The sequence below is a fragment of the Halostella pelagica genome, assembly GCF_004762015.1.
GTDB classification, from domain to species: Archaea; Halobacteriota; Halobacteria; order Halobacteriales; family Natronoarchaeaceae; genus Halostella; species Halostella pelagica.
This window is the reverse complement of the sequence record NZ_SJES01000012.1, coordinates 34,802-56,472: the sequence shown is the minus strand read 5'-3', so window position 1 is coordinate 56,472 and position 21,671 is coordinate 34,802. Positions and strand designations below refer to the sequence as shown.

The window sequence follows — 21,671 nt, the reverse complement described above, 5'->3', positions numbered from 1 at the left end:
GAAGTGACTGACCGCGTCGACACGCTCGTCCGCGGAACGCTGGTGAACGTAAACACCGGGACCCTCGAAGACCGCGCCGTGGCGATCGACGATGGGACCATCGTAGCGCTGGAAGAACGTCCCGCCGAACGCGAACTAGAGGCGAACTACGTCGCCCCCGGCCTCGTCGACGCGCACATGCACGTCGAATCGAGCATGGTGACGCTCCCGCAGTACGGCGATGCTGTCGTTCCGAGAGGCGTGACGAGCGTCGTACACGACCCACACGAGATAGCGAACGTAGCGGGTGCGGACGGCGTCCGCGCAGTGATCCGAGACGCCGAGCGTACGCCACTAAAGGCGCGGTTCACCGTCCCGTCCAGCGTCCCAGCGTCCGACCTGCAGGACTGCGGGGCGGCGCTCCCGTCCGAGAGCGTGACGGAACTGCTCGACGAGCGGAACGTCGTCGCGCTCGGCGAAGTGATGAACATTCCGGGATTGCTCGCAGGAGACGAAGAGGTCCATGCGAAGATCCGCGCCGCACGAGAGCGCGGGCTGACAGTTGACGGACACATGCCGCGGGTCACGGGCGACAGACTACAGGAGGCCGCGCGGTATCTCGACAACGACCACGAGAGCATCTCCCTGTCCGAGGCCCGAGAGAAGGTCGATGTCGGCCTCCGCGTCTACCTGCGCGAGGGTTCGTCGAGCAAGAACCTCGGCGACCTCCTACCGCTCGTCGAAGACGTGGACAGCCGACGGCTCTCGCTCTGTACGGACGACCGTGAGGTCACGGACCTCGTCGACGAGGGCGGCGTCGACTTCGCGGTCCGGAAAGCCGTCCGGGAGGGCGCGGATCCGGTCGAGGTCGTACAGATGGCGACGATCAACACGGCAGAGAGTTACGGCCTGCCGTTCGGCAGGGTCCAACCGGGAGCGCCGGCGGATATCGTCCTCCTCGACGACCTGCGCACCTGGGACGTCGACCGCGTGCTGGTCGACGGCGAACTTGACCCGACGCAGGACGGCACCCCGGCTACGTCGACCCACCTCCCGACAGATACGGTCGATTTCCCGACGGTTTCGGCGTCGGATTTCGCCATCACCGTTGCCGACGGCCACAGCAGCGATGAACGCATCCGCGTCATCGACGCCGTCGGCGGTCTCCAGACCGACCCAATGATCACGACGGTCCCCGTCCAAGAGGGCATCCTGATCCCGAACCCCGACGAGGACCTGCTCTCGCTCGCCGTCGTCGAGCGACACGGCAATGACGGGGGGATCGGCCGCGGCTTCGTCCACGGGCTTGGACTGGAACGCGGCGCTGTCGGGTCGACGGTCGCCCACGACGCCCACAACTGCGTCGTCGCGGGTGCGGACCACGCGTCGATGGCGTCGGTCGCGAACAAACTCAGAGAGTTAGAGGGTGGCGTCGTCGCGTACGACCCCGTCGACGACGAGTTCTCGACGCTCGCGCTCCCCATCGCCGGCCTGATGTCGAACCAACCGATAGAGACGGTGTACGAGCGGTTCGAGGCCGTCGAGAGCCATGCCGGCGACCTCGGGATGGCGGAGACTGGCCTGATGGAACTCTCGTTTCTCGCGCTGGAGGTTATCCCGACGTATCGGCTCACGAACAACGGTCTCGTGGACGTCACGGACGGCAAGTACGTGGACGTGACGGTCTCGTAGCGATCGCCGGTGCGGCCGTGACGGTCTCGTATCCGTCCGCCTATACGCGGAGGTGGCTTGCATCGAAGCCGTCGAGAAAAGCGTTCTGAGGCCGTGAGAAATGGGTCAGGGGCCGCGAGAGACGGACGAATTCCGTCGGTCACGTCGAGGTCCCGTCCCGTCGGATCTCAGTCGTCGATCGCGCAAGACAGGATCACTTCGTCCGTGTACGAGTCCTTCGCCAGATAGTGGTCGCTCCGAGTCGCTTCGACGGTCCAACCACGGTTCGTGAGGAAATCGACGCCGACCCGGTTCGTGGACGGGAGATGCTGATAGAGCTTCTCGTAGCCGCAGCGTTCGGCCCACGTCTGTGCGTACTCCAACAGGTTGGTCCCGATCCCTGCCTCGCGTCGCTCTTCCACGACACCGCCGGTGATCGTCGCGTGATGGCTCTCGGGCCGCGACGGCGCTTCGGCGTGAACCCAACCGCAGACCGTCTTATCGACGGTCGCCACGTAGAAGCCGCGTTCACCCTCCGCACCCCGTCGGTGGAGCCTTCCCCCGTGCGCCAGCGGTGCTGCGGTCGCTACCGCATCGACGTGGATCCGCTCTCCGCCCACGGACCGCATGACGTCGACCAGCGCCGTCCGGTCGCTTTCGTTCGCCGGCCTAAGCTCGACCGGCGAGTCGAACCGCGGGAGATCAACCGTTTTCGCCTCCGTCAGCCGGTCAATGTCGACCGCGACGCGAACCCGGTCGTCCTCTTCGACCAGAAACCCGCTGCGTTCGAGCAGCGCGAGGTGATGACGGGCCGCGCGCCTATCGTTGGGGAACAGCGCCTCCCGCAGACGACGGTGTCGAACCGGACCGCGCTCGGCCACGTACTCGTACAGATGTCGCCGTTGCTCGTTGGGTATCTCGTTTGCCGCCGCTTTACTCGACCGTAACGCGCCACCAGTGGGAATCGGATTTTCGGACATAGTTTTCCTGATACCACGGTTCTGGGTCCGGAAACCGCACGGACTCTCACGACCGTCGACAGTACCGACGAAATAGAGGTATTTAGTTGCTCGAACCGGCACGCCGCCACACAGTCGTGACAACACTTGGCATATCCTGACAACGTCCCCGCACCCGGTCGCCGCATCGCCGGTCGGGACCGCTACGCCTCGCCGAGGGGGCCCTCCCTGCCCTCCCGAACGACCGTCACCCGGCGTCCGACTCCAGATCGGCGCGGGAATCAACATCGCTCCTCACACCGGAGTCGTCGACGTCGACCAGAACGGCGTCGTCACGGGTCTCGATGAGGTGTCGGCCACCTCTGTCGCCCGAAACGTCCGAGAGACCGTCGTAGTGCTGCCGACCGAACAGGACGGGGTTCCCCCGCTGTCCCTCGTACGCGGGGGCGACGATCGTCCCTTCCCCGCTCGCGTACGCTGTTCGTAGCGCGTCGACGGTCGACGGCCGCACGAACGGCATATCGCCGAGCGCGAAGAGGACGGCGTCCCAGTCAGCGTCCCGCGCCGCGTCGATGCCGGTCCGAACCGACGTGCTCTGACCTGCCGCGTAGCTATCGTTATGTCGGACAGAGAGGTCGAGTCCGTCGAGCGCCTCCGTCACGCGGGCCGCCTCGTGACCGACGACGGCGACGACCTCATGGACTGACGACTGACACAGCGTCCGCGCTGCGCGCCTGACTATGGGCGACCCATCGACATCCGCGAGGAGTTTGTTCCCGCCTTCGAAACGAGTCCCCCGCCCCGCCGCGAGGAGCACGCCGCCGACGACAGTCGATCCGTCGCCGCCGTCCGGCCCGTCCGAGTCAGCGTCCGAACGATCTGTCATACGAACCCGTTCGCACCGGATCGTGGTGGTTCTTTCCCCGTCTCGTCCCGTTCGCCTCTCGTCGGCCCATTGTCCCTCGTGGCGTCAGTCGACGATGTGCCAGTCGTCCTGGTGTTCCGAGAGCACTTCCTTCGAGTAGTCGTCGAGGGGGTGGTCGCGCTCCGGAATCTCGATCTCGTGGTCGGGTTCGAACAGTTTCGTGGTGAAATACCGGTGACCCGTATCGCAGATGATCGTCACGATAGTGTCGATGTCGTCTCTGGCCTCGGCGAGGCGGCGACACCCCTCGACGTTCGCACCGCTGGAAATCCCGCAGAATATCCCCTCCGACTCCGACAGCGACCGGGCCCTGTCTATCGCCGCCTGACTCTCCAGCGAGACGACGCCGTCCATCAGCGACGGGTCGAGGTTCTCGGGGACGAACCCGTCGCCGATGCCTTCTATTTCGTGCGTGCCCCACTGGCGACAGGAGAGGAGCGGTGCCTCCGCGGGTTCGAGCGCGTAGATCGCAGTGTCGGGATTTCGGGCGGTGAGCGCACGCCCGACGCCGGTGACGGTCCCGCCGGTTCCCTGGCCCGCGACGAAGGCGTCGGGGGCGTCGTCTAGTTGGTCGAGGATCTCCGGGCCCGTTGTCTTCTCGTGGGCCGCGGGGTTGTCCGCGTTGCTGAACTGGTTCGGGAACCAGTACTCGTCGGGGGCCTCGCTCCGAAGTTCGTCGACGCGCTCCATGGCGAGGTCGACGTCGCTCTCGCCGCCCGGGGTTTCGACGAGTGTCCCGCCGTACGCCCGGATGACTTTCTTCCGCTCCTCGCTCATCCCCTCCGGCATGACGATCGTAACGTCGTAACCCAGGCGGGTCCCGACGAACGTGCAGGCGATGCCCGCATTGCCGGTCGAACACTCCAGGATCTCCGTCCCCGGTTCGAGGTCGCCGCGCTCCTCGGCGGCGGTTATCATCTCGTGATAGATGCGGTCCTTGATGCTCCCCGATGGGTTGAGAAACTCCAGTTTGGCGTAGATTGTCGCGTCGACGTCCGCGCTCGCGTTCGACAGTTCGACGAGCGGCGTCTCACCGATGCTGTCGAAGATGTGCGTCTCGTCCGAGCCGTCAGTGGGTGACTCTACCATAGTCGCTCGTTCAGTTTCTCACCGTCGAGACAAAAGAATACGGTGAAGTCGGCGAGTACTGACGAGATAGAACAGGCCGTTCACATCCGGCCCACCGAACGGGTTCCGCGTTCCCCTACGCCCGTTGCGGCGAGGTTCGGCTCTCGACGGCGAGACAGACGTCCCGTTCGAACGACGTCACGAGTCCGCGGGCGAACCGAGACGTACCGTCGAGCGCGCGTTCGAGTACCGCTCGCGCGGTCTCCTGGCGGTCCGGCGTGTCGGCCTTGTTGACGATTGGGGTGACGTCCGCGGCGTCGGGCACGCATTTTAGCCCGCCGTCGGGACTGGCGAGCACGTCGCCGACCGCTTCGGGCGTGATCGCGTCGCCCACGGAGAGCCCCGTTATCGACGCGACGCGCTCGGGACGGTGAACGACCGCCTCCGTGAGCGGTTCGCCGACGGCGAGCACCGACGCCACCGGGACGACCTGCGTCGCTTTCTCCGGGATGACCGGTTCCCCGGAACCGGGAGCCTTGAACTCCCGCATCCGCGCGCCGTCAGCTTTGACGAGGAGCCAGTCGAAGAACCCGCGGTCGAACACCGACGTCAGCGGCCCCGGGTCGAAGCCGCGGACTTTCCGGGCGACGCGGTCGGGGTCGGACACCCACTCTCGCGCGAACGCGACCGGGGGCTCGTCCTCCGTGAGCGCGTACGGAGACACCTCGACGTCCGTGACCGTCAGCGGCAGGTCGGGCGGCGGCATCTCCGTCGTCGTCGTGAAGCCGGCGTTGTACCCCCGCTCGGTGCTCTCCGTCGCGAGTCGATGCATCGCGGTCTTCTTGCCGCCAGCACCGACGAACGCGACGAGTTCACGGTCGCCGAGCCCCAGCGCGTCAGCCAGTTGCATACCGTCACTGCGGGACGGGGACAAAAATAGGTTTGTGCGGCACAGTCCGCCAGCGGCGGGCGTGTCGAGCCGACACTGTTTTGCGAGTCACCCACATACGCCGAGGTATGACGCGCGTGGATGTCAGCGGGGAAGTCTGCCCGAGGCCGGCGCTGATCGTCCGCCGGGAGCTATCCGAACTGGAGGCGGGCGACAGACTGCTTGTGCGCGGTGATTACCCCCCGGCGGAACGGAACCTCTGTCGAATGTGTCGCAAACGCGGGTTCTCCGTCGCCAAGAGCGAGGACGGTAGCGACGGAGACACGTTCGAGTTGACCATCGAAGTGACCGAGGACGCGGAGATTCCGGAGGCGTAGTCGATGGCCGACCGCACCGAGGATGCGGCCGTCAGGCTCACCGAGTACGCCGACCTCCACGGCTGTTCCTGCAAGGTCGGCCAGAGCGACCTCGACGACCTGCTGGGGGAGGCCGGCCTGACCCAGTCCCGGGACGAACTCCTGTTCGGCGTCGGCGAGGACGCCGCCGCGCGGAAACTGACGGATGACCTGGCGCTGGTTTCGACGGTCGATTTCTTCACACCGATAATCGACGACCCGTACGACTTCGGCCGCGTCGCGGCGTGTAACGCCGCCAGCGACGCCTTCGCCACGGGGGCTTCGGACAATCTCGACTGTCTCGTCGTCCTCGGTCTCCCGCAGGAACTGACCGACGTTGCGCCGTCGGTCTTGGCCGGCATCGCCGACGCTATCGACGGTATGGGCGGCGCGGTCGCAGGGGGACACACGATCATCAGTCCGTGGCCGTTCGCCGGCGGTGCGGTCTCCGCGACTGCACCGCCGGACACCCTGTTGACCTCGCAGGGAGCGTCCGCGGGCGACCGGCTCTACCTCACGAAACCGCTCGGTACCCAGTCAGCGATGGGGGCGCTACGCGTTTCGGACGACGAGTTCGCCGACGTCGTCGCGGACGCGGCGGGTCGTCCCATCAATCAGATCGGCGACGAAGCGTTGGCCTGGATGACGACGCCGAACCGCGCCGCAGCGATAGCCGGCCGGGACCTCGCGACCGCCGCGACCGACATCACCGGGTTCGGCCTCGTCGGACAGGCGGAAGTGCTCGCAGACAACTCCGGGGTCGCGGTCGAGTTGACCCGTCTGCCGGTCATCGCGGGGACCGAAGGGCTCTCCGCGCTGTTCGGATACGGCCTGGAAGACGGCGCAAGCGCCGAGACGAGTGGGGGCCTTCTCCTGTCGGTACCGGCCGCACGCAGCGCCGACCTCGAATCCCGTCTCGACGACGCCGGAGTTTTCTACCGACAGGTCGGACGCGTCACCGACGGATCCGGTGTCTCGCTCGACGAACCGACGATAGAGCCGATCAGCCGGTAAGGGAAAAAGAGAGTCGTTCGTCCGTCAGCGGAGTTTCAACACAACTTCTAACACGCCGCCGCCGAGACAGAGCGCTTTGTCCGATATCTTCGTCGGGTCGACCTCCTCGCCGCGCGGATCGATATCGCCGAGTTTCGTCCCCTCGCTGACGTCGAGGCCGCCGTGGACGAGGCCGCGGACGAGGCCGTCTATCTCTGCTTGTACGGCGTTGCTGGCGACGTGGCCAACGGTCTCGCCGGCCGAAACGAGCTCGCCGATCTCGACCGCTGGTTCCCACGGACCCTCGCCCGGCGCGCGGAGGACTCGCTCGTGCGTGTAGCCGCGCCGCTCGCCCGGTTCGCCGTCGTACGGACTCGCCGTCCCGTCGTAGATCGCCCGGCCCAGTTCGTGACCGCGGTCCGTCTCGACGACGGCGTCGACGGTCTCACCGGCCTCGAACCCGGGGCCGAGACCGACGACCACCTCCGCGTCGTCGCGGCGGGTACCGGTGTCGGTCCGGCCTTTCGCCATGATCGCATCGACGACGACGGCCGCATCGAGTTCCGCCGCGACGGACGCGTCCGGGTCTGCGAGGACCGGCACCGCGTCGTCTTCGAGTATCCCGATGGCCTCGTCCACGTCTCCCGCTCGCCGGCCGACGACGCCTTCGACCGAGACTTCCCCCTCGTACATCGCGGACGCGAACGCCACCGCTCGGCGAACGACCGTCGGACGCTGGACGTCGGTCACCACGACCGGATAGCCGGCCTGGTGGAGTCGGTAGACGACGCCGCTTCCGAGGTCGCCGCCGCCTCGGACCACGACGAGGTCGTCGAGGTTCAGCCGCGTCGCGCGCTGGCCAGAGACGCCGTAGCGGTCCATGTTCACCTCCGAGAGGATGGCGAGGGCCACGTCCTCCGGACCGCTTCCGCCGAGATCCAGTCCGACAGGTGCCCTGACCCGTGCGAGTTCCCGCCGGCCGTACCCCTCTTCGGCGAGCGAATCGATGACGTGTTCCGACTTCGTCTCGCTGGCGACGAGGCCGACGTAGCCCGCGTCGCCGTCGAGCGCCGCGGCGACGGCGCGCTGGTCGAACGTACCGCTGCGCGTTGCGACCGCCACCGAGGTTTCGGACGTCATCGGGAGTTCGGACAGCGTTTCTCCGTAGTCCCCGTGGATGACCTCCGTACTGTCCGGGAAGTTGTCCGGGGCCGCGTACTCCTCGCGGTCGTCGACCACCGTCACGTCGTAGCCCAACCGCTCCGCGAGCGGCGCGAGTTCGACGCTGATGTGACCCGCACCGGCGACGTAGAGGCGCGCCCGTCCGCGGATCCGTTCGACGAAGACGTCCATCGACCCGCCACAGACCATGCCCGTGTTGCCGCCGGGTTCGAGTTCGTACGTCCGGACGCCGGAGTCGGCCTCGTTTTCCAGCACCGCTCGGGCGTCCTGGACAGCGAGGTGTTCGACCGATCCGCCGCCGATCGTCCCGTACTCGCCGTCCGCAGTGACGACCATCCGGTCGCCAACGTCTCTTGGTGCGCTCCCGTCTTTGTCCACTATCGTCAGCATCGCGGCCGGTTCGCCGCGGTCGACCAGTTCGTTGACCCGTTCGAACACGCTCATACGAAGTTTTTCACCTCCTGTTCCACTATCAGGTCGACCAGTGCGTCGTACGAGATCCGCTCGACCTCGTCCGGAAGGTCGACGCCCCGCACGTCCACGTCCTTCTCGACGGCGTAGACCTCCGCGTCGAGATCGGGAGAGAGGAACACGCCGTCCTGAATGAGGACGACGCGTGCGTCCGGGTCGCCCGCTGCGGTTCGAAGTCCGATATCGGCCATGGGTTCGTCTATCAGGTACAGCATGGTTAGAAGTCCAGTGTGCGGTCGGCATCCCGAACGAGCGTCGAAACTTCGTCGCCGGAGCGGACGGTCACGTCGTCTGCGATCTCTCCGGGGGAGACGTCTCGCTCCGCCATCGCGGCGGCGTCGACGACCATCTCTCCGCCCTGCTCCCGCAGATCGGCGACGTGTCCTGGCATGTTCAGCGCCTCTCGGTCCACGGACGCCCGCGCGGCGTACGCGCCGTCTCCCGTGAACACGACGGTGACATCGTGCTGGTCGAACCCCGCGGCTACGCCCCGTGCCGCCCGCAGTCCTTCCGGGACGTGAACGCGCCCGTACGGGGCTTTCGTCAGCAGTACCACCACGTCTCGCTTCATAGCGATATCACCCGGTCCGCCTCGCCGATGATGTCCGCCAGATCCGGCAGGAGACCCAGCTCGACGCCCTCGGGGTAGTCGTCGGAAGCGTCTATGCCGCGGGCGTCGACGCAGAGGCCGCAACAGATCAGTTCGGCCCCCTCAGCGACGAGTTTCTGGAACTTCTCCGTCGGCATCTCGTCGTAGAGTCCGGTGTCGGAGCAGTCCGGAAACGTCTGGTCTTCGACCGGGACGAGCGCCCCGTCGAGGTAGTGAAAGAACGTCACCTCGTGGCCCTTGTCTAGCGCCGCCCGCCCGAGTTCGTACGCCGTTCGCCAGCGCTCGCTGTCGAACGGGCCGCCGGTGAGGAGAAACCCCAGATGTGCCATATGTTGACTCTATTCGTTTCGCCGGTAATAAGCGTTCGTTCGGATTCACCGACTGCCGCCACCTTGTCCGCGGAACTCATTTCCCTCCGGCCGGCAAAGCGGTTCCCATGAACGAACTCGACCGCACGGCAGACGAGTTTCTTGCCGAGGCGCGCGAGCGGATCGACGAGGTGAGCGCGGCGGAGGCCATGGACCGACACGGCCCCGACGGGCCGGTGTTTCTCGATGTCCGCGACGAGACGGAGGTCCGAGAAGACGACGTCATTCCCGGCGCTGTCCACGCCTCGCGCAGCATGATCGAGTTCGAGGCGGACCCGACCTCCGATTATCACTCGCCAGCGTTCTGCCCGGACAAGCGGTACATCTGCTACTGCGTGGTGGGCCTGCGCTCGACGTTCGTGACCGACCGGCTCCGGGAGATGGGGTACGACATTGCGAACCTTGCGGGCGGCATCGAAGCGTGGCGCGACGCCGGCGGCCCCGTCGTTCCGTACGAGAACTGCGACCGGGAAGCGGCCGTCACCGAGCAATAGCGGGCCGGGGAGGGGCCTCCCGGTCAGTCGTCCGCGGCGTCGAGCGACTCGCGAGCGCGCACCCCATCGGGGCTCCGGACGGTCCAGAGGACGACGACCGCCGCGAGACCGACGAGCAGAACGACGGCGAGTACCTGTACGCCGACGGACGCGACGGCCAGTGCGCCCGCGTCCGCGACCCATGTGCCGTTCAGCAGTTTCGCTCGGACGTTCGACACGGCCGTATAGATGAGTGCGCTCGCGCTCACCGCGAGGACGGCCCCGGCACCGGCGAGCGTCCACCGGTGGTCGAAGCCGGTGGACCGGGCGATCCAGGCCGACAGCGTGAGCATCGTCAGGCCGGCGAACAGCTGGACGGCACCGCCGAACAGCGGCCACACCGTCGTCCACCCACCGCTCGCGACCAGCAGGTACGCGGCACCGACCTGCAGGCTGGCGTTGACAGTCGGCCGCGAGAGGGCGCGCTGCGTCCCGGAGGTTGACTCGTCGACTATCTCGCCCACGAAGTAGCGACCGAGGCGGATCGACGTGTCGACGGTGGTGAGCGAGAACGCGGAGAGCATCAGCGCCATGAACGCCGCGCCTGCGCCCCGCGGCACTCCGAGCGCACCGAGGACGATGCCGCCGCCCGTCGCGAACGTCGGGAGGGCGAGTTCGAGGCCGCTGCCGGCGGGTATCTCCGGGACGACGGCGACCAGACCGACCGCGAGCACTGCGAGCACTCCCTCGGCTATCGTGGTGCCGTAGCCGACGGCGTGGGCGTCGGTTTCGCTGTCCAGTTGTTTCGGCGTCGTCCCGCAACAGACCATCGAGTGAAGCCCGCAAACCGCGCCGCAGAAGATGGTCGGGAACAGCATCGGGACGAGCGGCCCCATCCCGCCGAAGGCATCGCTCGTGAACCCGGTGTAGGCCTCGATCCCCACCGTCAGTGGCTCGGCCGCCGTGCCGAACAGCGTCCCGACGACGATGCCCGCTAGCGCTCCGAACAGCCCCGCGTAAAGCAGGAACGACGAGAGGTAGTCCCTCGGTTGGAGCAGGGCGTCGACCGGCAGGACGCTCGCGACGAGAGCGTAGAGGAGGACGCAGACCAGCCACGCTGAGACGTTCGGGTTCACGACCGTCGGGAGCGTCACCGCGCCGCCGTCCGGCACCAGCACGAGCGGATGCTCGATGCCCACCAGCACCGACCCGAACACGGCCGCGACGAAGGCGACGGTCCCCGGGACGAACGGCAGCGAGAGCCGGTTCCGGTAGACGCCGAACAGCACCGCCAGCAGGACGTACAGCACGCTCGCGGTCGCAGCGCTGGGGAAGGCGTCGAAGATGACCGCCGTCACCAGCGAGAGCACGCCGACGACGAGCAGGTTCGCCGCGACGGCGACCGACAGCAGGACGCGCTTCCCCCGCCGGTCGACGTAGCGCCCGAACAGGTGGCCGATCGACCGACCGCCGTGGCGGACGCTTGCGACCAGCGTCGCGAAGTCGTTGAGGCCGCCGAAGACGACGGTACCGACGACTATCCACGCGACTGCGGGCACCCACCCCCACGCGAGCGCGGCCGTGACGGGGCCGATGATGACGGCACCGCCGGCGATGCTGGAGAAGTGGTGGCCGAAAAGCACCGCCTTCCTCGCGGGGACGAACTCCGTACCGTCCCGACGGGCGTGCGCCGGCGTCTCCCGCTCGTCGTCCAGGTCGAACCGGTCGCGGAGCAGTCGCCCGTACGCCACGTACGCCGTCGCGAAGACCGCTACCGCCCCGAGGAGGACGCTCAGTACCGTCGTCACGACCGCAGCCCCCGTCGCTTCCCCGCCGAACGCTGGCAGGGCACGGCCCACCGATCCCGGTGTCCTCGCCTCATTTCACGTCAAGCGCTTTCCGTATCTTCTCGGCCGAAATCGGGAGGGAGTTAACCCGGACGCCGACCGCGTCGCGGATCGCGTTGCTGAGCGCCGGCGGCACGCCGTTCGTCGGGAGTTCGGCGATCGATTTGGCGCCGAACGGACCGGTCGGCTCGTGGGTTTCGACGATTATCGTCTCCATCGGCGGGTGGTCGGTGGTCCGCGGCATCCCGTACTGCCGGAAGCCGAGAACCTCGGGGTTGCCCTCCTCGTCGAACTCCAGTCCGCCGCTGGTCGCGTATTCGAGACTCATGTGCTCGCCGCCTTCGATCTGTCCCTCGACGAGTGCGGGGTTTATCGCCACGCCGCAGTCCGCGGCGAACGCCATCTCGTTGATCTCGTACTCGCCGGTCTCCTCGTCGACGGTGACGTCGACGAACTGCGCGCCGTACGGCGGCGGGCTCTCGTCCGTCGAGTGACTGCCCTTGCCGAGGATGTGCTCGCGCTCGTCGTGGCCGTACGTCGCCTCGTACCCGATCTCCTTCAGCGACACGCGTTCGCCGCTTTCTTGACTGTACACCTCGCCGTCGCGCGCCACCAGCGTCTCGACTGGTTCGTCGAGCATCTTCGACCCCCAGTGTAGTAGCCGTTCCCTGGCGTCCTCGGCGGCCTCTTTGACCGCCTGGCCGCTGATGTACGTCGTCGAGGAGGCGTACGCGCCGTAGTCGAACGGCGTCAGGTCAGTGTCCGAGGAGATGACGACGATATCCTCGGGGTCACAGCCCAGCACCTCCGCGGCGACCTGGCTGAACATCGTGTCGGAGCCGGTGCCGGTGTCGACGCCGCCGACCTGCAGGTGGAACGATCCGTCCTCGTTCATCTGGATCTGGGCCGCGCCGAGTTCCCGCCCGGCGACGCCGCTGCCCTGCGCGATGAGCGCCATGCCGACGCCGCGGTGCAGGTGGTCCTCCGACGGCTGGTCGAGGTCGTCGTAGCCGATCGCCTCCTTGCCGCGTTCGATGCACTCCCGGAGCCCGCACGACCGTATCTTCCTGGCGAACCTGTCGCCGTCTTTCAGGATGGCGACGCTCCGGTCGACGTCTCCCTCGCGTACGGCGTTTCGCTCGCGGAACTCGACCGGGTCCAGGTCGAGTCGGCGCGCCACCTCGTCCATGTGAGCCTCGACCGCGAAGTGACCCTGCGGCGCGCCGTACCCGCGCATCGCCGCGCCCATCGGGAGGTTCGTGTGGACTACGTCGCCCTCGAACCGGACGTTCGGAACCCGCGGATACAGCGGCAGCGGCTTCGTCCCGACGTTGTTGGCGACGGTCATACCGTGAGTCCCGTACGCGCCGGAGTTCGACAGCGTGTACAGGTCCATCGCCTCGATCGTCCCGTCGTCGTCCACCGCCGTCCGCATCCGCATCTGCATCGGATGGCGGAACCGGAGCGCGAAGAACTCCTCGCGACGAGTCATCTCCAGTTTGACGGGCTTGTCCGCCGCACGGTGGAGCGCGAACGCGATCGGTTCGATCGCCATCTCCTGTTTCGCACCGAAGCCGGCCCCGATTCGCGGTTTCGTCACGCGGACGTCGCGGATCGGAACGTCGAACAGGTGTGCGATCTGGCGGCGCGTGTGGAACGGAACCTGCGTGGCGGTGATGAAGTTGTATCGGTCGTCCTCGTCCGTGTGTGCGATGGTGGTGTGCGGTTCGGGGACGCAGTGGGACTGGTACGGCGTCTCCCACTCCGTCTCGATCACCCGTTCGTCGTCAGCGCTGTCGAACGCCCGCTCGACATCGCCGATCTCGCCCTCGAAATGGGATTCGAGGTTCCGCTCGTAGTCGGCCCCGTGCTGTGCGTTCTCGACCTCGTCCGAGTCGAACAACTGCGGGGCGTCCGGCTCCGTCGCGGCCTCGGGGTCGAGGACGGGCTCTCGCTCCTCGTATTCGATATCGACTTTCCGGGCGGCGCGGTCGGCCGTCTCCGTGTCCGCTGCGGCGACCGCCGCGACGGGGTCGCCGACGTACCGGACGTGTTTCCGGAGAACGCGCATGTCCCAGGGGCTCGGTTCGGGGTACGACTGGCCCGAACTCGAATACGCCTTGTCCGGGACGGCGTCGTCCCACGGTGTGATCACAGCGTACACACCATCCATGGCTTCGGCCTCGCTCGTATCGATGTCGCGGACGTATCCGTGCGCGATGTCGCTCCGGATCACTTTCCCTTCGGCGAGTTCCGGGAAGCGGTCGCGGTAATCCGCGGTGTAGCGGGCCTCCCCGGTGACTATCTTCCGAGCGTCGTCCTTTTCCACGTCCTCGGTCACCTGATCGCGTTCGTCCCGGGGGTTCCGGTCGTCCTCGGCCACCTCACTCTCCCCCGGAATCGCGTCCGATTCCGCGGCCTCCTCCTCCGCCCGAATTCCGTCGGGTCTGTCGTTTTGCTCCTGAGTTTCTTCCATGTTGCTCATAGCGAGTTCCCCTCCTCGCAGGAACACGTAGAGCCGACGCAGTCCGGCACGTCCGTCCCGCCGTCAGTCGCCAGCGCCGCGTTGCCGTCCATCCGGTCAGCGGCGTCGAGGACCGCCTCGACGATCTTCTTGTACCCGGTGCACCGACAGAGGTTGTCGGCCAGCGCCTCTCGAACCTCCGTTTCGGTCGGGTCCGGGTTCTCTTCTAACAGCGCCTTCGAGCGCATGATCATCCCCGGAATGCAGAAGCCACACTGGAGCGCCGAGTTGTCCACGAAGGCTTCCTGAATCGGGTGGAGATCGTCCTGTTTCCCCAGCCCTTCGATCGTTTCGACCGACGCGTCGGCGGCTTTCGTCACGGGCGTGACACAGGACATCGCCGGTTCGCCGTCGATCTGTACCGTACACATCCCGCATGCGCCGGTGTCGCAACCGCGCTTCGGGCCGGTGTATCCGTTCCTCCGCAGTACGTCCAGCAGAACGTCCGATTTCGACACATCGAACGTCCGTTGATGACCGTTTAGTTCAAGTTCGATTTGCATGAGGCTCACCTTGGTAGATAGACTCTCGCTTCGTCCGACTATGGCTCCTAAGAACCTAAATAGCTGTCGAGGTTTTTCCCTAAAACGGTATGGAATTTAATACGTGAAGGGCTGTCAGCGCGGTTCGGAGGAACGCGATACTGAATTCTCTGTTCGAACCGGCCGACCGCTCCCGCTGACCGCTCTCGGCGACCGAAACGCACCAGAACAGGACAGCGTCAAAGTAGCTCCGACGTGGCAGACAAACGCCGGCAAATCGTCCATGCGGGAGACAAATGACCCACGCAGCAGCCAAATTGTTCGTGCAGCAGGCAAACGTCCCACGCGACCGTGGGACTCAGAGAGACCGTTGTCCCTATGTACCGGTATTCGCCGACGCGGGGTCGACGAAATACCGAACCGACGGACAACAGTCCCTATCAGTTGCCGTCGAGCGCCGCCTTGATCTTCTCAGCGGTGACCGGCATCTCGTTGATACGCACGCCGACAGCCTCGCGGATCGCGTTGCTAAGCGCCGGCGGCACCGTGTTCGTCGGCACCTCCGCGACCGATTTCGCGCCGAACGGACCCGTCGGTTCGTGCGTCTCGACGAGGATGCTCTCGATGGGCGGCGTCTCCGTCGCCGACGGGAGTCCGTACTCGTCGAAGTCGGAAACCTCGGCGCGGCCCCGCTCGTCGACGGTGACCCCCTCGCTGACGGCCATCTCGTAGCTCATGTGATTGGCTCCTTCGACCTGTCCCTCCGCCATGCCGGGGTTTATCGCTACGCCGCAGTCGACGGCGACGACTAACTCGTTGACCTCGAACTCCCCGGTCTCCTCGTCGACGGTGACGTCGACGAACTGTGCGGCGAACGGCGGCGGGCTCTCCTCCGTGGAGTGCGTCCCCTTGCCGAGGATGTGCTCGCGGTCGTCGTGCCCGTACACCGACTCGTAGCCGATGTCTTCGAGCGTGACCGAGTCGCCACTCTCTTCGCTCACTACTTCGCCGTCACGCGTCTCCAGGTTCTCGGCGGACTCGTCGAGCATCCGCGACGCCCAGTCGAGGATGCGCTCCTTGGCGTCCTCGGCGGCCTTCTTCACGGCCATGCCGCTGATGTACGTCGTCGAGGAGGCGTACGCGCCGTAGTCAAACGGCGTGTTGTCAGTGTCCGAAGACTTGACGATGATGTCGTTTTCGTCGCAACCGAGCACCTCCGCGGCGATCTGGATGAACGCGGTATCCGCGCCCGTGCCGATGTCGACGCCGCCGACCTGCAGGTGGAACGAGCCGTCCTCGTTCATCATGATCTGCGCCGCGCCGAGTTCGTCGCCGGCGACGCCAGTCCCCTGTGCTGAAAGCGCCATGCCGATCCCCCGGTGCAGGTGGTCCTCGTCCGGCTGGTCGAGGTCGTCCCAGCCGATGGCCTCCTTCCCGCGCTCGACGCACTCGTCGAGCCCGCACGAGCGAATCCGACGCTCCGCGCCTTCGCCGCCCATCATGCCGGCGATCTCGTCCAAGTCACCGACTTCCATGTAGTGGTCCTGACGGAACTCGATGGGGTCAAGATCGAGGTCCCGCGCGACCTCGTCCAGATGCCCTTCGAGCGCGAGCGTGCCCTGGGGCGCGCCGTAGCCGCGCATCGCCCCGGTCTGAGGCGTGTTCGTGTGTACGATGTCGGCCTCGAAGCGGGCGTTCGGCACCTTCGAGTACAGCGGCATCGGCTTGCTGCCGACGTTACCGGCGACCGTCATCCCGTGGCTTCCGTACGCCCCGGTGTTCGAGAGCGCGTAGAGGTCGATAGCTTCGATTCGTCCGTCGTCGGTGACCGCGGTCCGCGCCCGGACCTGCATCGGGTGACGCGAGCGCATCGCGTAGAACTCCTCGTCCCGGGACGCCTCGTAGATGACGGGGCGGTCGGCCGCGAGCGACAGCGCGAGCGGGATCGGTTCGACGACCATCGCCTGCTTCCCGCCGAACCCGCCGCCGACGCGGGGTTTCTTCACGCGGATGTCGCGGATCGGAATGTCGAACAGGTGCGCCAACTGGCGGCGAGTGTGGTTCGGCACCTGCGTACTCGTGATGAGCACCTGGCGGTCGTCCTCGTCGGTGTAAGCGAGCGACGTGTGCTTCTCGATCTGGGCGTGGGACTGGCGGATCGTCTCCCACTCGGTCTCGTGGACGTGTACGTCGTTGCGGTCGAGCGAGCCGTCGACGTCGCCGATCTCGCCCTCGATATTGGACATCCGGTTGCGGTCGTAATCGTGTCCGACGATCTCGTTTTCGACCTCGTCCTCGCCGAACAACTGCGGAGCGTCCTCGTCGAACGCTGCCTCGGAGTCGACGACGTGGTCGTACTCCTCGTACTCGACATCGATGGCGTCGACCGCCTCCGCCGCAGTGTCCGCGTCCTCAGCCGCGACCGCCGCAACGGGGTCGCCGACGTAGCGGACGTGCTCGTTGAGTACGTTCATGTCCCATGGGCTCGGCTCCGGATACGACTGGCCGGCGCTCGTGTACTTCGCGTCCGGGACCGCGTCGGACGAGGGCGTGAGGACGGCGTGGACGCCGTCCATCGCCTCTGCCTCGTCTGTGTCGATGGCCGTAACGCGGCCGTGCGGGACCTCGCTGCGAACGACGGCGGCGTGAGCGAGATCCGGGAAGCGCTCCTCGTAGTCGGCGGTGTATTTGGCCTGGCCGGTGACGAGCTTTCGGTCGTCGAACTTCTCCGCCGGTTGGGAGACGCTGTTTCGCTCCCCCGGCGCTTTGTTGTTGTTCTCCGGTTCGTCCCATTCGAGGGGGTGTTCCTCGAACTCCGTCGGCTCCTCGGATGTCGGCTTCGACGCGGTCCCGCCGTCAGTCTGTGGGTCGGTCGGTTCGTCACTCATTGGTATCACCGTCGTGGTCGGTACAGTCGGCCTGGTCCGGACGGATCTGCGACCCGCCGTCGGCCGCGACCGACTGCTCGCCGCGCATTCGGTCGGCCGCGTCGAGGATCGCCTCGACGGGTTTCTGGTAGCCGGTACACCGACAGAGGTTGTCGTCGATGGCTTCGCGCACCTCGGCCTCGCTCGGGTCGGGGGTGTCCGCGAGCAGCGACTCGGCCTCGATTATCATGCCCGGAATGCAGAACCCGCATTGGACGGCGAAATGGTCGACGAACGCCTCCTGGATCGGGTGGAGGTCGTCCTGGGTCCCGAGCGCCTCGATAGTCCGGATCTCGGACCCATCCGCGTTCGGAGCGTCCACGCCGCAGGCCATCTTCACCTCGTCGTCGACGAACACCTTCGATGCGCCGCAGACGCCGCTGTCACAGCCACACTTCACGCCCGTGTAGCCGTTCTGTCGCAGTACCGTAGCCAGGTCGTCGTCCGGTTCAACCTCCACGGTCTTCGATTCGTCGTTGATAGTTAGTTTGATTTCCACGGAAATTCCTCCATTGGTGCAGGTGTGTCTAGCACACGCACGTCGTGGTGGAGGATGGGTGACAGCGACACTAATAATTATGGGTGACTCCGGCGACAGCCATAGAACGGCCCGCACACCGCACAAATACGCTGTTCCAGTTCATGCCTCGGACTGTCCACGCCCCCGGACGGAGAAGATATACGGGACGGAACCGGAGCGGTCGCACCGCGAAAACAGTGCTCCCGCAAACGGCGAGACGACGCGTGCGGCGAGGGATCGGCTGCCGGCACACAAATGTGGCAACTGTCGGCCGTGTGTCCGGTACGGCCAATTCGGGTTGTGATGGATACAGTTTTGAACACTTCTCCGCATCGTATCCGGCATGGAGATCGCACTCCTCGGAGGCACTGGTGATATCGGCGAAGGGCTCGCACTGCGCTGGGCCCGAGACACCGACCACTCGGTCATCGTCGGGTCGCGAGACCCCGACAAGGCCGAGCGGAAGGCGAACGAGTACTACTCGCTGCTTAAAGAGGCGGGCGTAACCCCCGACATCGCCGGGTACAGTAACGAGACGGCCGCCGAACTCGCCGAGGTCGTCGTCGTCAGCGTGCCGCCCGAGTACGCGCCGAGTACGGTCGAAGCAGTGGCTTCCGAACTCGGCGACGACGACGTGCTCGTCAGCCCGGCTGTTCGGATGTCGCGCGACTCGGCCGGCTTCCACTACGACCCGCCGGAAGAAGGGACCGTCGCGGAAACCATCGACGAGGCCGCTCCCGACGACGTGCCGGTCGTCGGCGCGTTCCAGAACCTCGCTGCGGGCGCGCTCAGCAGCCTCGACGACGACCTCGAAGCCGACGTCATCGTCACCGGCGACGACAGCGAGGCGAAGCGGACGGTCCAGGGGCTAGCTGAAGATATCGACGGCCTCCGCGCACTGGACGGCGGGCCGCTCGCGAACACCGGCGTCGTCGAGAGCGTGACGCCGCTGCTGATCAACCTCGCGATGAACAACGACGGCATGCACGACCTCGGCGTTCGGTTCCAGTAACGGGTATCGACGTACCCCTCGAAACGGAGTAATATTGATACGGTCCCGTGCGTGATAGACGAGGGAACCGGGGGCAAGTACGATTACGGATGGGGAACCATACGGAGTCGTTCCCGCCCCGGAATCGCCGCTCTCCTGGTCCGATATCCATGACCGATGACGCCAAACGACGCGCCGGAGTCGATCCGCATGGTGTTCACACGCTCCTCTCGAAACGGTCCCTAGCAGGCGTACTCGCGGCGGCAGTGACCCTTGCGGTTGCCGGCTGGGTCGTCGGCGTCGACCCGCTGCTACTGCTGTCGTCGGAGGCGCACGGCCAGATGTGGACGTTCGTCGCCGGGGGCTATCCGCCCGACCTCAGCCGGGACTACCTGTTCGGCCGAACGCTCCGGGGCGGGCTGCTTTGGGCTATCGTCGAAACGCTTGCGATCAGCGTTATCGGCACCTCGCTCGCCGTAGTCCTCGCGGTACCGCTCGCCCTCGCGAGCGCCTCGACCGTCACCTGTCAGGGGCCGCTGTACGCCGGTTCGTCCGCATCGCGAGTCGCCGTCGGATACGTCCTACACCGGAGCGCCAGACTCGTCTTGAGTTTCCTCCGGTCGGTGCCCGGCCTCGTCTGGGGGTTCTCTTCGTCACCGCGGTGGGGCTGGGACCGTCGCCGGCGCGCTTGCGCTCGGCGTCCACAACGCGGGCGTACTCGGCAAACTGTACGCTGACTTCCTCGAAGACACGGACCCGATGACGACCGAGGCGGTCGCGTCAAGCGGGGCGACGCGGTTTCAGGCCGTCTGTCACGGAATGGTTCCACAGATCTCGGCGACCGTGGCGTCGTACACGCTCTACAGGTGGGAGTGTACCATCCGCTCGGCGACGATTCTCGGGTTCGTCGGCACTGGGGGGATCGGCTACTCCCTCGTCATCTCGATCCAGCGGCTGCAGTATCCGAAACTGGTGACGGCGATCGCCGCTGTGTTCGCGTTCGTGGTGACGAGCGACGCGCTGGCGTCGCGGCCCCGGGCCAAAATGGTGTAGGGGGACCGACGGACACGGCGGAGCGCTGGAACCGCGAGCCGAATCGGGGACGGAACTGTCGCGGCCGACAGCAGTTAAGCGCCGCCTACGCTGACGCCTTCGACCGGACAGCTTCGAGGAGCACTCCGGTCCCCGTCACGATGTCTTCCCACTCCGTGTACTCGCTTTCGCGGTGGCTGATGCCGTCGACGCTCGGTACGAAGACCATGCTCGACGGCGCAATCTTGTTGAGGTAGTTCGCGTCGTGACCGGCACCGCTGACGAGTCGGGTGTACTCGCAGCCGACGGTTTCTGCGGCGTCGACGACCGTGTCGATACAGCTCTGGTCGAAGGGGTCGGCGTCGACGCGCATGATCTCTTCGACCTCGTACTCGAGGCCCTCTCGTTCGGCGGCGTGAGCTATCTCGCGACGGACCTGTTCGACGGCCGCGTCGACGACCGCGTCGTCGTACGAGCGGAGGTCGACGGTGAACTCGACCGTCTCCGGGATCACGTTTATCGCGTTCGGCCACACGTCGACGCTTCCGACGGTGCCGACGAGGTCCGTTCCCTCGGTCGCCGTGATCCGGCGAACGCTCTCGGTCACGTCGGCCGTCGCGACGAACGCGTCGTGGCGCATGTTCATCGGCGTCGGACCGGCGTGGTTCGCCTGCCCCTCGAACGTGACGTTCATCCACGAGAACCCGAACACGCCTTCGACGGCCGCAACGGGGAGGCCCTCCTGTTCGAGAAACGGCCCCTGCTCGACGTGCATCTCGAAGTAAGCGTGGATATCGTGGGGTTCGCACGGTTCGTCGCCCTTGTAGCCGATGCGTTCGAGTTCATCGCCGAACGTGTTGCCGTCCTTGTCCTCGCGCTCGTACGCGTAGTCGAGGTCGAAGATGTCGCAGAACACGCCGCTTCCGAGCATGTCCGGCTGGAACCGGACGCCCTCCTCGTTGCTCCACGCGACGACTTCGAGCGGCCGGTCCGTCGTCACGCCGCCGTCGTTGAGCGCTTCGACGACTTCGAGGCCGCCGAGGACGCCGATCACGCCGTCGTACCGGCCGCCGTTGTACTGGCTGTCGATGTGTGAGCCACACATGACGGGGTCGGCGTCCGGATCCGCGCCGGTTCGCCGGCCGAAGATGTTGCCCATCTTGTCGATGCGGACCTCCAGACCGGCGTCGCGGAACCACTCGACGACGGTGTCTCGGGCCTCCTTGTTTTCGTCGGACAGGCTGGGGCGGTTCACGCCGCCGTTTTCGGTCGCGCCGATCTCGCTGAACTCGTCGAACCGCTGGCGGAATCGCTGCTCGTCGATAGTCACTTCGGCCATGCCAGAACACACCACAGGGTCGAACT

General features: G+C 66.4%; 21 protein-coding genes. 7 read left to right on the top strand and 14 right to left on the bottom strand.

What is annotated here, in order from left to right; translation table 11 throughout:
• The first annotated feature begins 3 nt into the window (after positions 1-3).
• Positions 4-1,671 carry an adenine deaminase gene (gene ade / locus EYW42_RS19060; RefSeq protein WP_135537035.1) on the top strand — a complete coding sequence of 556 codons (1,668 nt, stop codon included), beginning with the start codon at positions 4-6 and terminating at the stop codon, positions 1,669-1,671.
• A gap of 167 nt (positions 1,672-1,838) precedes the next feature.
• Here ade and EYW42_RS19055 read toward each other — a convergent pair whose 3' ends face one another.
• The 4 genes from EYW42_RS19055 to yqeC all read right to left on the bottom strand — a co-directional run bounded on the left by EYW42_RS19055 (position 1,839) and on the right by yqeC (position 5,512).
• Positions 1,839-2,630, bottom strand: coding sequence for a GNAT family N-acetyltransferase (locus tag EYW42_RS19055; protein ID WP_135537034.1), 792 nt, complete (start codon positions 2,628-2,630; stop codon positions 1,839-1,841).
• Between the two features lie 226 nt (positions 2,631-2,856).
• Entirely contained in the window at positions 2,857-3,495 is a 639-nt protein-coding gene (locus tag EYW42_RS19050; protein ID WP_135537033.1) for a nucleotidyltransferase family protein, read from the bottom strand.
• 84 nt (positions 3,496-3,579) lie between these two features.
• Complete coding sequence (locus EYW42_RS19045) at positions 3,580-4,623, bottom strand: PLP-dependent cysteine synthase family protein (RefSeq protein ID WP_135537032.1); 1,044 nt, start codon at positions 4,621-4,623, stop codon at positions 3,580-3,582.
• A 115-nt stretch (positions 4,624-4,738) separates the two neighbouring features.
• Positions 4,739-5,512 (bottom strand): selenium cofactor biosynthesis protein YqeC, encoded by a 774-nt coding sequence (yqeC, locus tag EYW42_RS19040; RefSeq protein ID WP_135537031.1) that lies wholly within the window; start codon positions 5,510-5,512, stop codon positions 4,739-4,741.
• 107 nt (positions 5,513-5,619) lie between these two features.
• Here yqeC and EYW42_RS19035 point away from each other — a divergent pair, with 107 nt between their 5' ends.
• Entirely contained in the window at positions 5,620-5,868 is a 249-nt protein-coding gene (locus EYW42_RS19035; RefSeq protein WP_135537030.1) for a sulfurtransferase TusA family protein, read from the top strand.
• Between the two features lie 3 nt (positions 5,869-5,871).
• Positions 5,872-6,900, top strand: a complete 1,029-nt coding sequence (gene selD / locus EYW42_RS19030; RefSeq protein ID WP_135537029.1) for a selenide, water dikinase SelD — start codon at positions 5,872-5,874, stop codon at positions 6,898-6,900.
• 24 nt (positions 6,901-6,924) lie between these two features.
• Here selD and yqeB read toward each other — a convergent pair whose 3' ends face one another.
• The 4 genes from yqeB to EYW42_RS19010 are packed head-to-tail and all read right to left on the bottom strand — an operon-like array spanning position 6,925 to position 9,471.
• Positions 6,925-8,505, bottom strand: coding sequence for a selenium-dependent molybdenum cofactor biosynthesis protein YqeB (gene yqeB, locus EYW42_RS19025; RefSeq protein WP_135537028.1), 1,581 nt, complete (start codon positions 8,503-8,505; stop codon positions 6,925-6,927).
• Complete coding sequence (locus tag EYW42_RS19020) at positions 8,502-8,747, bottom strand: DsrH/TusB family sulfur metabolism protein (RefSeq protein ID WP_135537027.1); 246 nt, start codon at positions 8,745-8,747, stop codon at positions 8,502-8,504. Before EYW42_RS19020 ends, yqeB begins: the two co-directional genes overlap by 4 nt.
• A 2-nt stretch (positions 8,748-8,749) precedes the next feature.
• On the bottom strand, positions 8,750-9,103 hold the full coding sequence (locus tag EYW42_RS19015) for a DsrE family protein (RefSeq protein ID WP_135537026.1): 354 nt from the start codon (positions 9,101-9,103) through the stop codon (positions 8,750-8,752).
• The gene (locus EYW42_RS19010; RefSeq protein ID WP_135537025.1) at positions 9,100-9,471 is read right to left on the bottom strand and encodes a DsrE/DsrF/TusD sulfur relay family protein; all 372 of its coding nucleotides are present in this window, start codon (positions 9,469-9,471) and stop codon (positions 9,100-9,102) included. The genes EYW42_RS19015 and EYW42_RS19010 overlap by 4 nt, the downstream gene beginning before the upstream one ends.
• Positions 9,472-9,578: 107 nt before the next feature.
• Here EYW42_RS19010 and EYW42_RS19005 point away from each other — a divergent pair, with 107 nt between their 5' ends.
• On the top strand, positions 9,579-10,004 hold the full coding sequence (locus EYW42_RS19005) for a rhodanese-like domain-containing protein (RefSeq protein WP_135537024.1): 426 nt from the start codon (positions 9,579-9,581) through the stop codon (positions 10,002-10,004).
• A 23-nt stretch (positions 10,005-10,027) separates the two neighbouring features.
• On the opposite strand, the gene EYW42_RS19000 is transcribed toward EYW42_RS19005, so the two are convergent.
• The 5 genes from EYW42_RS19000 to EYW42_RS18980 all read right to left on the bottom strand — a co-directional run bounded on the left by EYW42_RS19000 (position 10,028) and on the right by EYW42_RS18980 (position 18,262).
• Complete coding sequence (locus tag EYW42_RS19000; protein WP_237561380.1) at positions 10,028-11,842, bottom strand: carbon starvation CstA family protein; 1,815 nt, start codon at positions 11,840-11,842, stop codon at positions 10,028-10,030.
• A 19-nt stretch (positions 11,843-11,861) separates the two neighbouring features.
• Positions 11,862-14,315: a xanthine dehydrogenase family protein molybdopterin-binding subunit gene (locus EYW42_RS18995; protein ID WP_135537023.1), complete on the bottom strand. Its 2,454-nt coding sequence runs from the start codon at positions 14,313-14,315 to the stop codon at positions 11,862-11,864.
• Positions 14,312-14,857, bottom strand: a complete 546-nt coding sequence (locus EYW42_RS18990; protein WP_135537022.1) for a (2Fe-2S)-binding protein — start codon at positions 14,855-14,857, stop codon at positions 14,312-14,314. Before EYW42_RS18990 ends, EYW42_RS18995 begins: the two co-directional genes overlap by 4 nt.
• 419 nt (positions 14,858-15,276) lie before the next feature.
• Positions 15,277-17,724, bottom strand: a complete 2,448-nt coding sequence (locus EYW42_RS18985; protein WP_135537021.1) for a xanthine dehydrogenase family protein molybdopterin-binding subunit — start codon at positions 17,722-17,724, stop codon at positions 15,277-15,279.
• Positions 17,717-18,262, bottom strand: a complete 546-nt coding sequence (locus tag EYW42_RS18980) for a (2Fe-2S)-binding protein (RefSeq protein WP_135537020.1) — start codon at positions 18,260-18,262, stop codon at positions 17,717-17,719. Before EYW42_RS18980 ends, EYW42_RS18985 begins: the two co-directional genes overlap by 8 nt.
• 364 nt (positions 18,263-18,626) lie before the next feature.
• On the opposite strand from EYW42_RS18980, the gene npdG reads away from it, so the two are divergent.
• From npdG to EYW42_RS20245, 3 genes are all read left to right on the top strand, one after another.
• A complete protein-coding gene (gene npdG, locus EYW42_RS18975; RefSeq protein WP_135537019.1) occupies positions 18,627-19,295 on the top strand; it encodes an NADPH-dependent F420 reductase in 669 nt (222 codons plus the stop codon).
• Between the two features lie 149 nt (positions 19,296-19,444).
• The gene (locus EYW42_RS20250) at positions 19,445-20,011 is read left to right on the top strand and encodes a PhnE/PtxC family ABC transporter permease (RefSeq protein ID WP_237561379.1); all 567 of its coding nucleotides are present in this window, start codon (positions 19,445-19,447) and stop codon (positions 20,009-20,011) included.
• The gene (locus EYW42_RS20245; RefSeq protein ID WP_237561382.1) at positions 20,001-20,327 is read left to right on the top strand and encodes a PhnE/PtxC family ABC transporter permease; all 327 of its coding nucleotides are present in this window, start codon (positions 20,001-20,003) and stop codon (positions 20,325-20,327) included. Before EYW42_RS20250 ends, EYW42_RS20245 begins: the two co-directional genes overlap by 11 nt.
• A gap of 85 nt (positions 20,328-20,412) precedes the next feature.
• Here EYW42_RS20245 and EYW42_RS18965 read toward each other — a convergent pair whose 3' ends face one another.
• A complete protein-coding gene (locus EYW42_RS18965) occupies positions 20,413-21,645 on the bottom strand; it encodes a Zn-dependent hydrolase (protein WP_135537018.1) in 1,233 nt (410 codons plus the stop codon).
• Positions 21,646-21,671: the final 26 nt, after the last annotated feature.

What these genes read in the sequence shown, in the direction of transcription:
- EYW42_RS19015 (WP_135537026.1), bottom strand. Translation starts at nt 9,103, where the DNA reads ATGAAGCGAGACGTGGTGGTACTGCTGACGAAAGCCCCGTACGGGCGC.
- selD (WP_135537029.1), top strand. Translation starts at nt 5,872, where the DNA reads ATGGCCGACCGCACCGAGGATGCGGCCGTCAGGCTCACCGAGTACGCC.
- EYW42_RS18985 (WP_135537021.1), bottom strand. Translation starts at nt 17,724, where the DNA reads ATGAGTGACGAACCGACCGACCCACAGACTGACGGCGGGACCGCGTCG.
- EYW42_RS19005 (WP_135537024.1), top strand. Translation starts at nt 9,579, where the DNA reads ATGAACGAACTCGACCGCACGGCAGACGAGTTTCTTGCCGAGGCGCGC.
- yqeC (WP_135537031.1), bottom strand. Translation starts at nt 5,512, where the DNA reads ATGCAACTGGCTGACGCGCTGGGGCTCGGCGACCGTGAACTCGTCGCG.
- EYW42_RS19035 (WP_135537030.1), top strand. Translation starts at nt 5,620, where the DNA reads ATGACGCGCGTGGATGTCAGCGGGGAAGTCTGCCCGAGGCCGGCGCTG.
- EYW42_RS19045 (WP_135537032.1), bottom strand. Translation starts at nt 4,623, where the DNA reads ATGGTAGAGTCACCCACTGACGGCTCGGACGAGACGCACATCTTCGAC.
- yqeB (WP_135537028.1), bottom strand. Translation starts at nt 8,505, where the DNA reads ATGAGCGTGTTCGAACGGGTCAACGAACTGGTCGACCGCGGCGAACCG.
- EYW42_RS19050 (WP_135537033.1), bottom strand. Translation starts at nt 3,495, where the DNA reads ATGACAGATCGTTCGGACGCTGACTCGGACGGGCCGGACGGCGGCGAC.
- EYW42_RS20250 (WP_237561379.1), top strand. Translation starts at nt 19,445, where the DNA reads ATGACCGATGACGCCAAACGACGCGCCGGAGTCGATCCGCATGGTGTT.
- EYW42_RS18995 (WP_135537023.1), bottom strand. Translation starts at nt 14,315, where the DNA reads ATGAGCAACATGGAAGAAACTCAGGAGCAAAACGACAGACCCGACGGA.
- EYW42_RS19055 (WP_135537034.1), bottom strand. Translation starts at nt 2,630, where the DNA reads ATGTCCGAAAATCCGATTCCCACTGGTGGCGCGTTACGGTCGAGTAAA.
- npdG (WP_135537019.1), top strand. Translation starts at nt 18,627, where the DNA reads ATGGAGATCGCACTCCTCGGAGGCACTGGTGATATCGGCGAAGGGCTC.
- EYW42_RS18965 (WP_135537018.1), bottom strand. Translation starts at nt 21,645, where the DNA reads ATGGCCGAAGTGACTATCGACGAGCAGCGATTCCGCCAGCGGTTCGAC.
- EYW42_RS19010 (WP_135537025.1), bottom strand. Translation starts at nt 9,471, where the DNA reads ATGGCACATCTGGGGTTTCTCCTCACCGGCGGCCCGTTCGACAGCGAG.
- EYW42_RS18990 (WP_135537022.1), bottom strand. Translation starts at nt 14,857, where the DNA reads ATGCAAATCGAACTTGAACTAAACGGTCATCAACGGACGTTCGATGTG.
- EYW42_RS19020 (WP_135537027.1), bottom strand. Translation starts at nt 8,747, where the DNA reads ATGCTGTACCTGATAGACGAACCCATGGCCGATATCGGACTTCGAACC.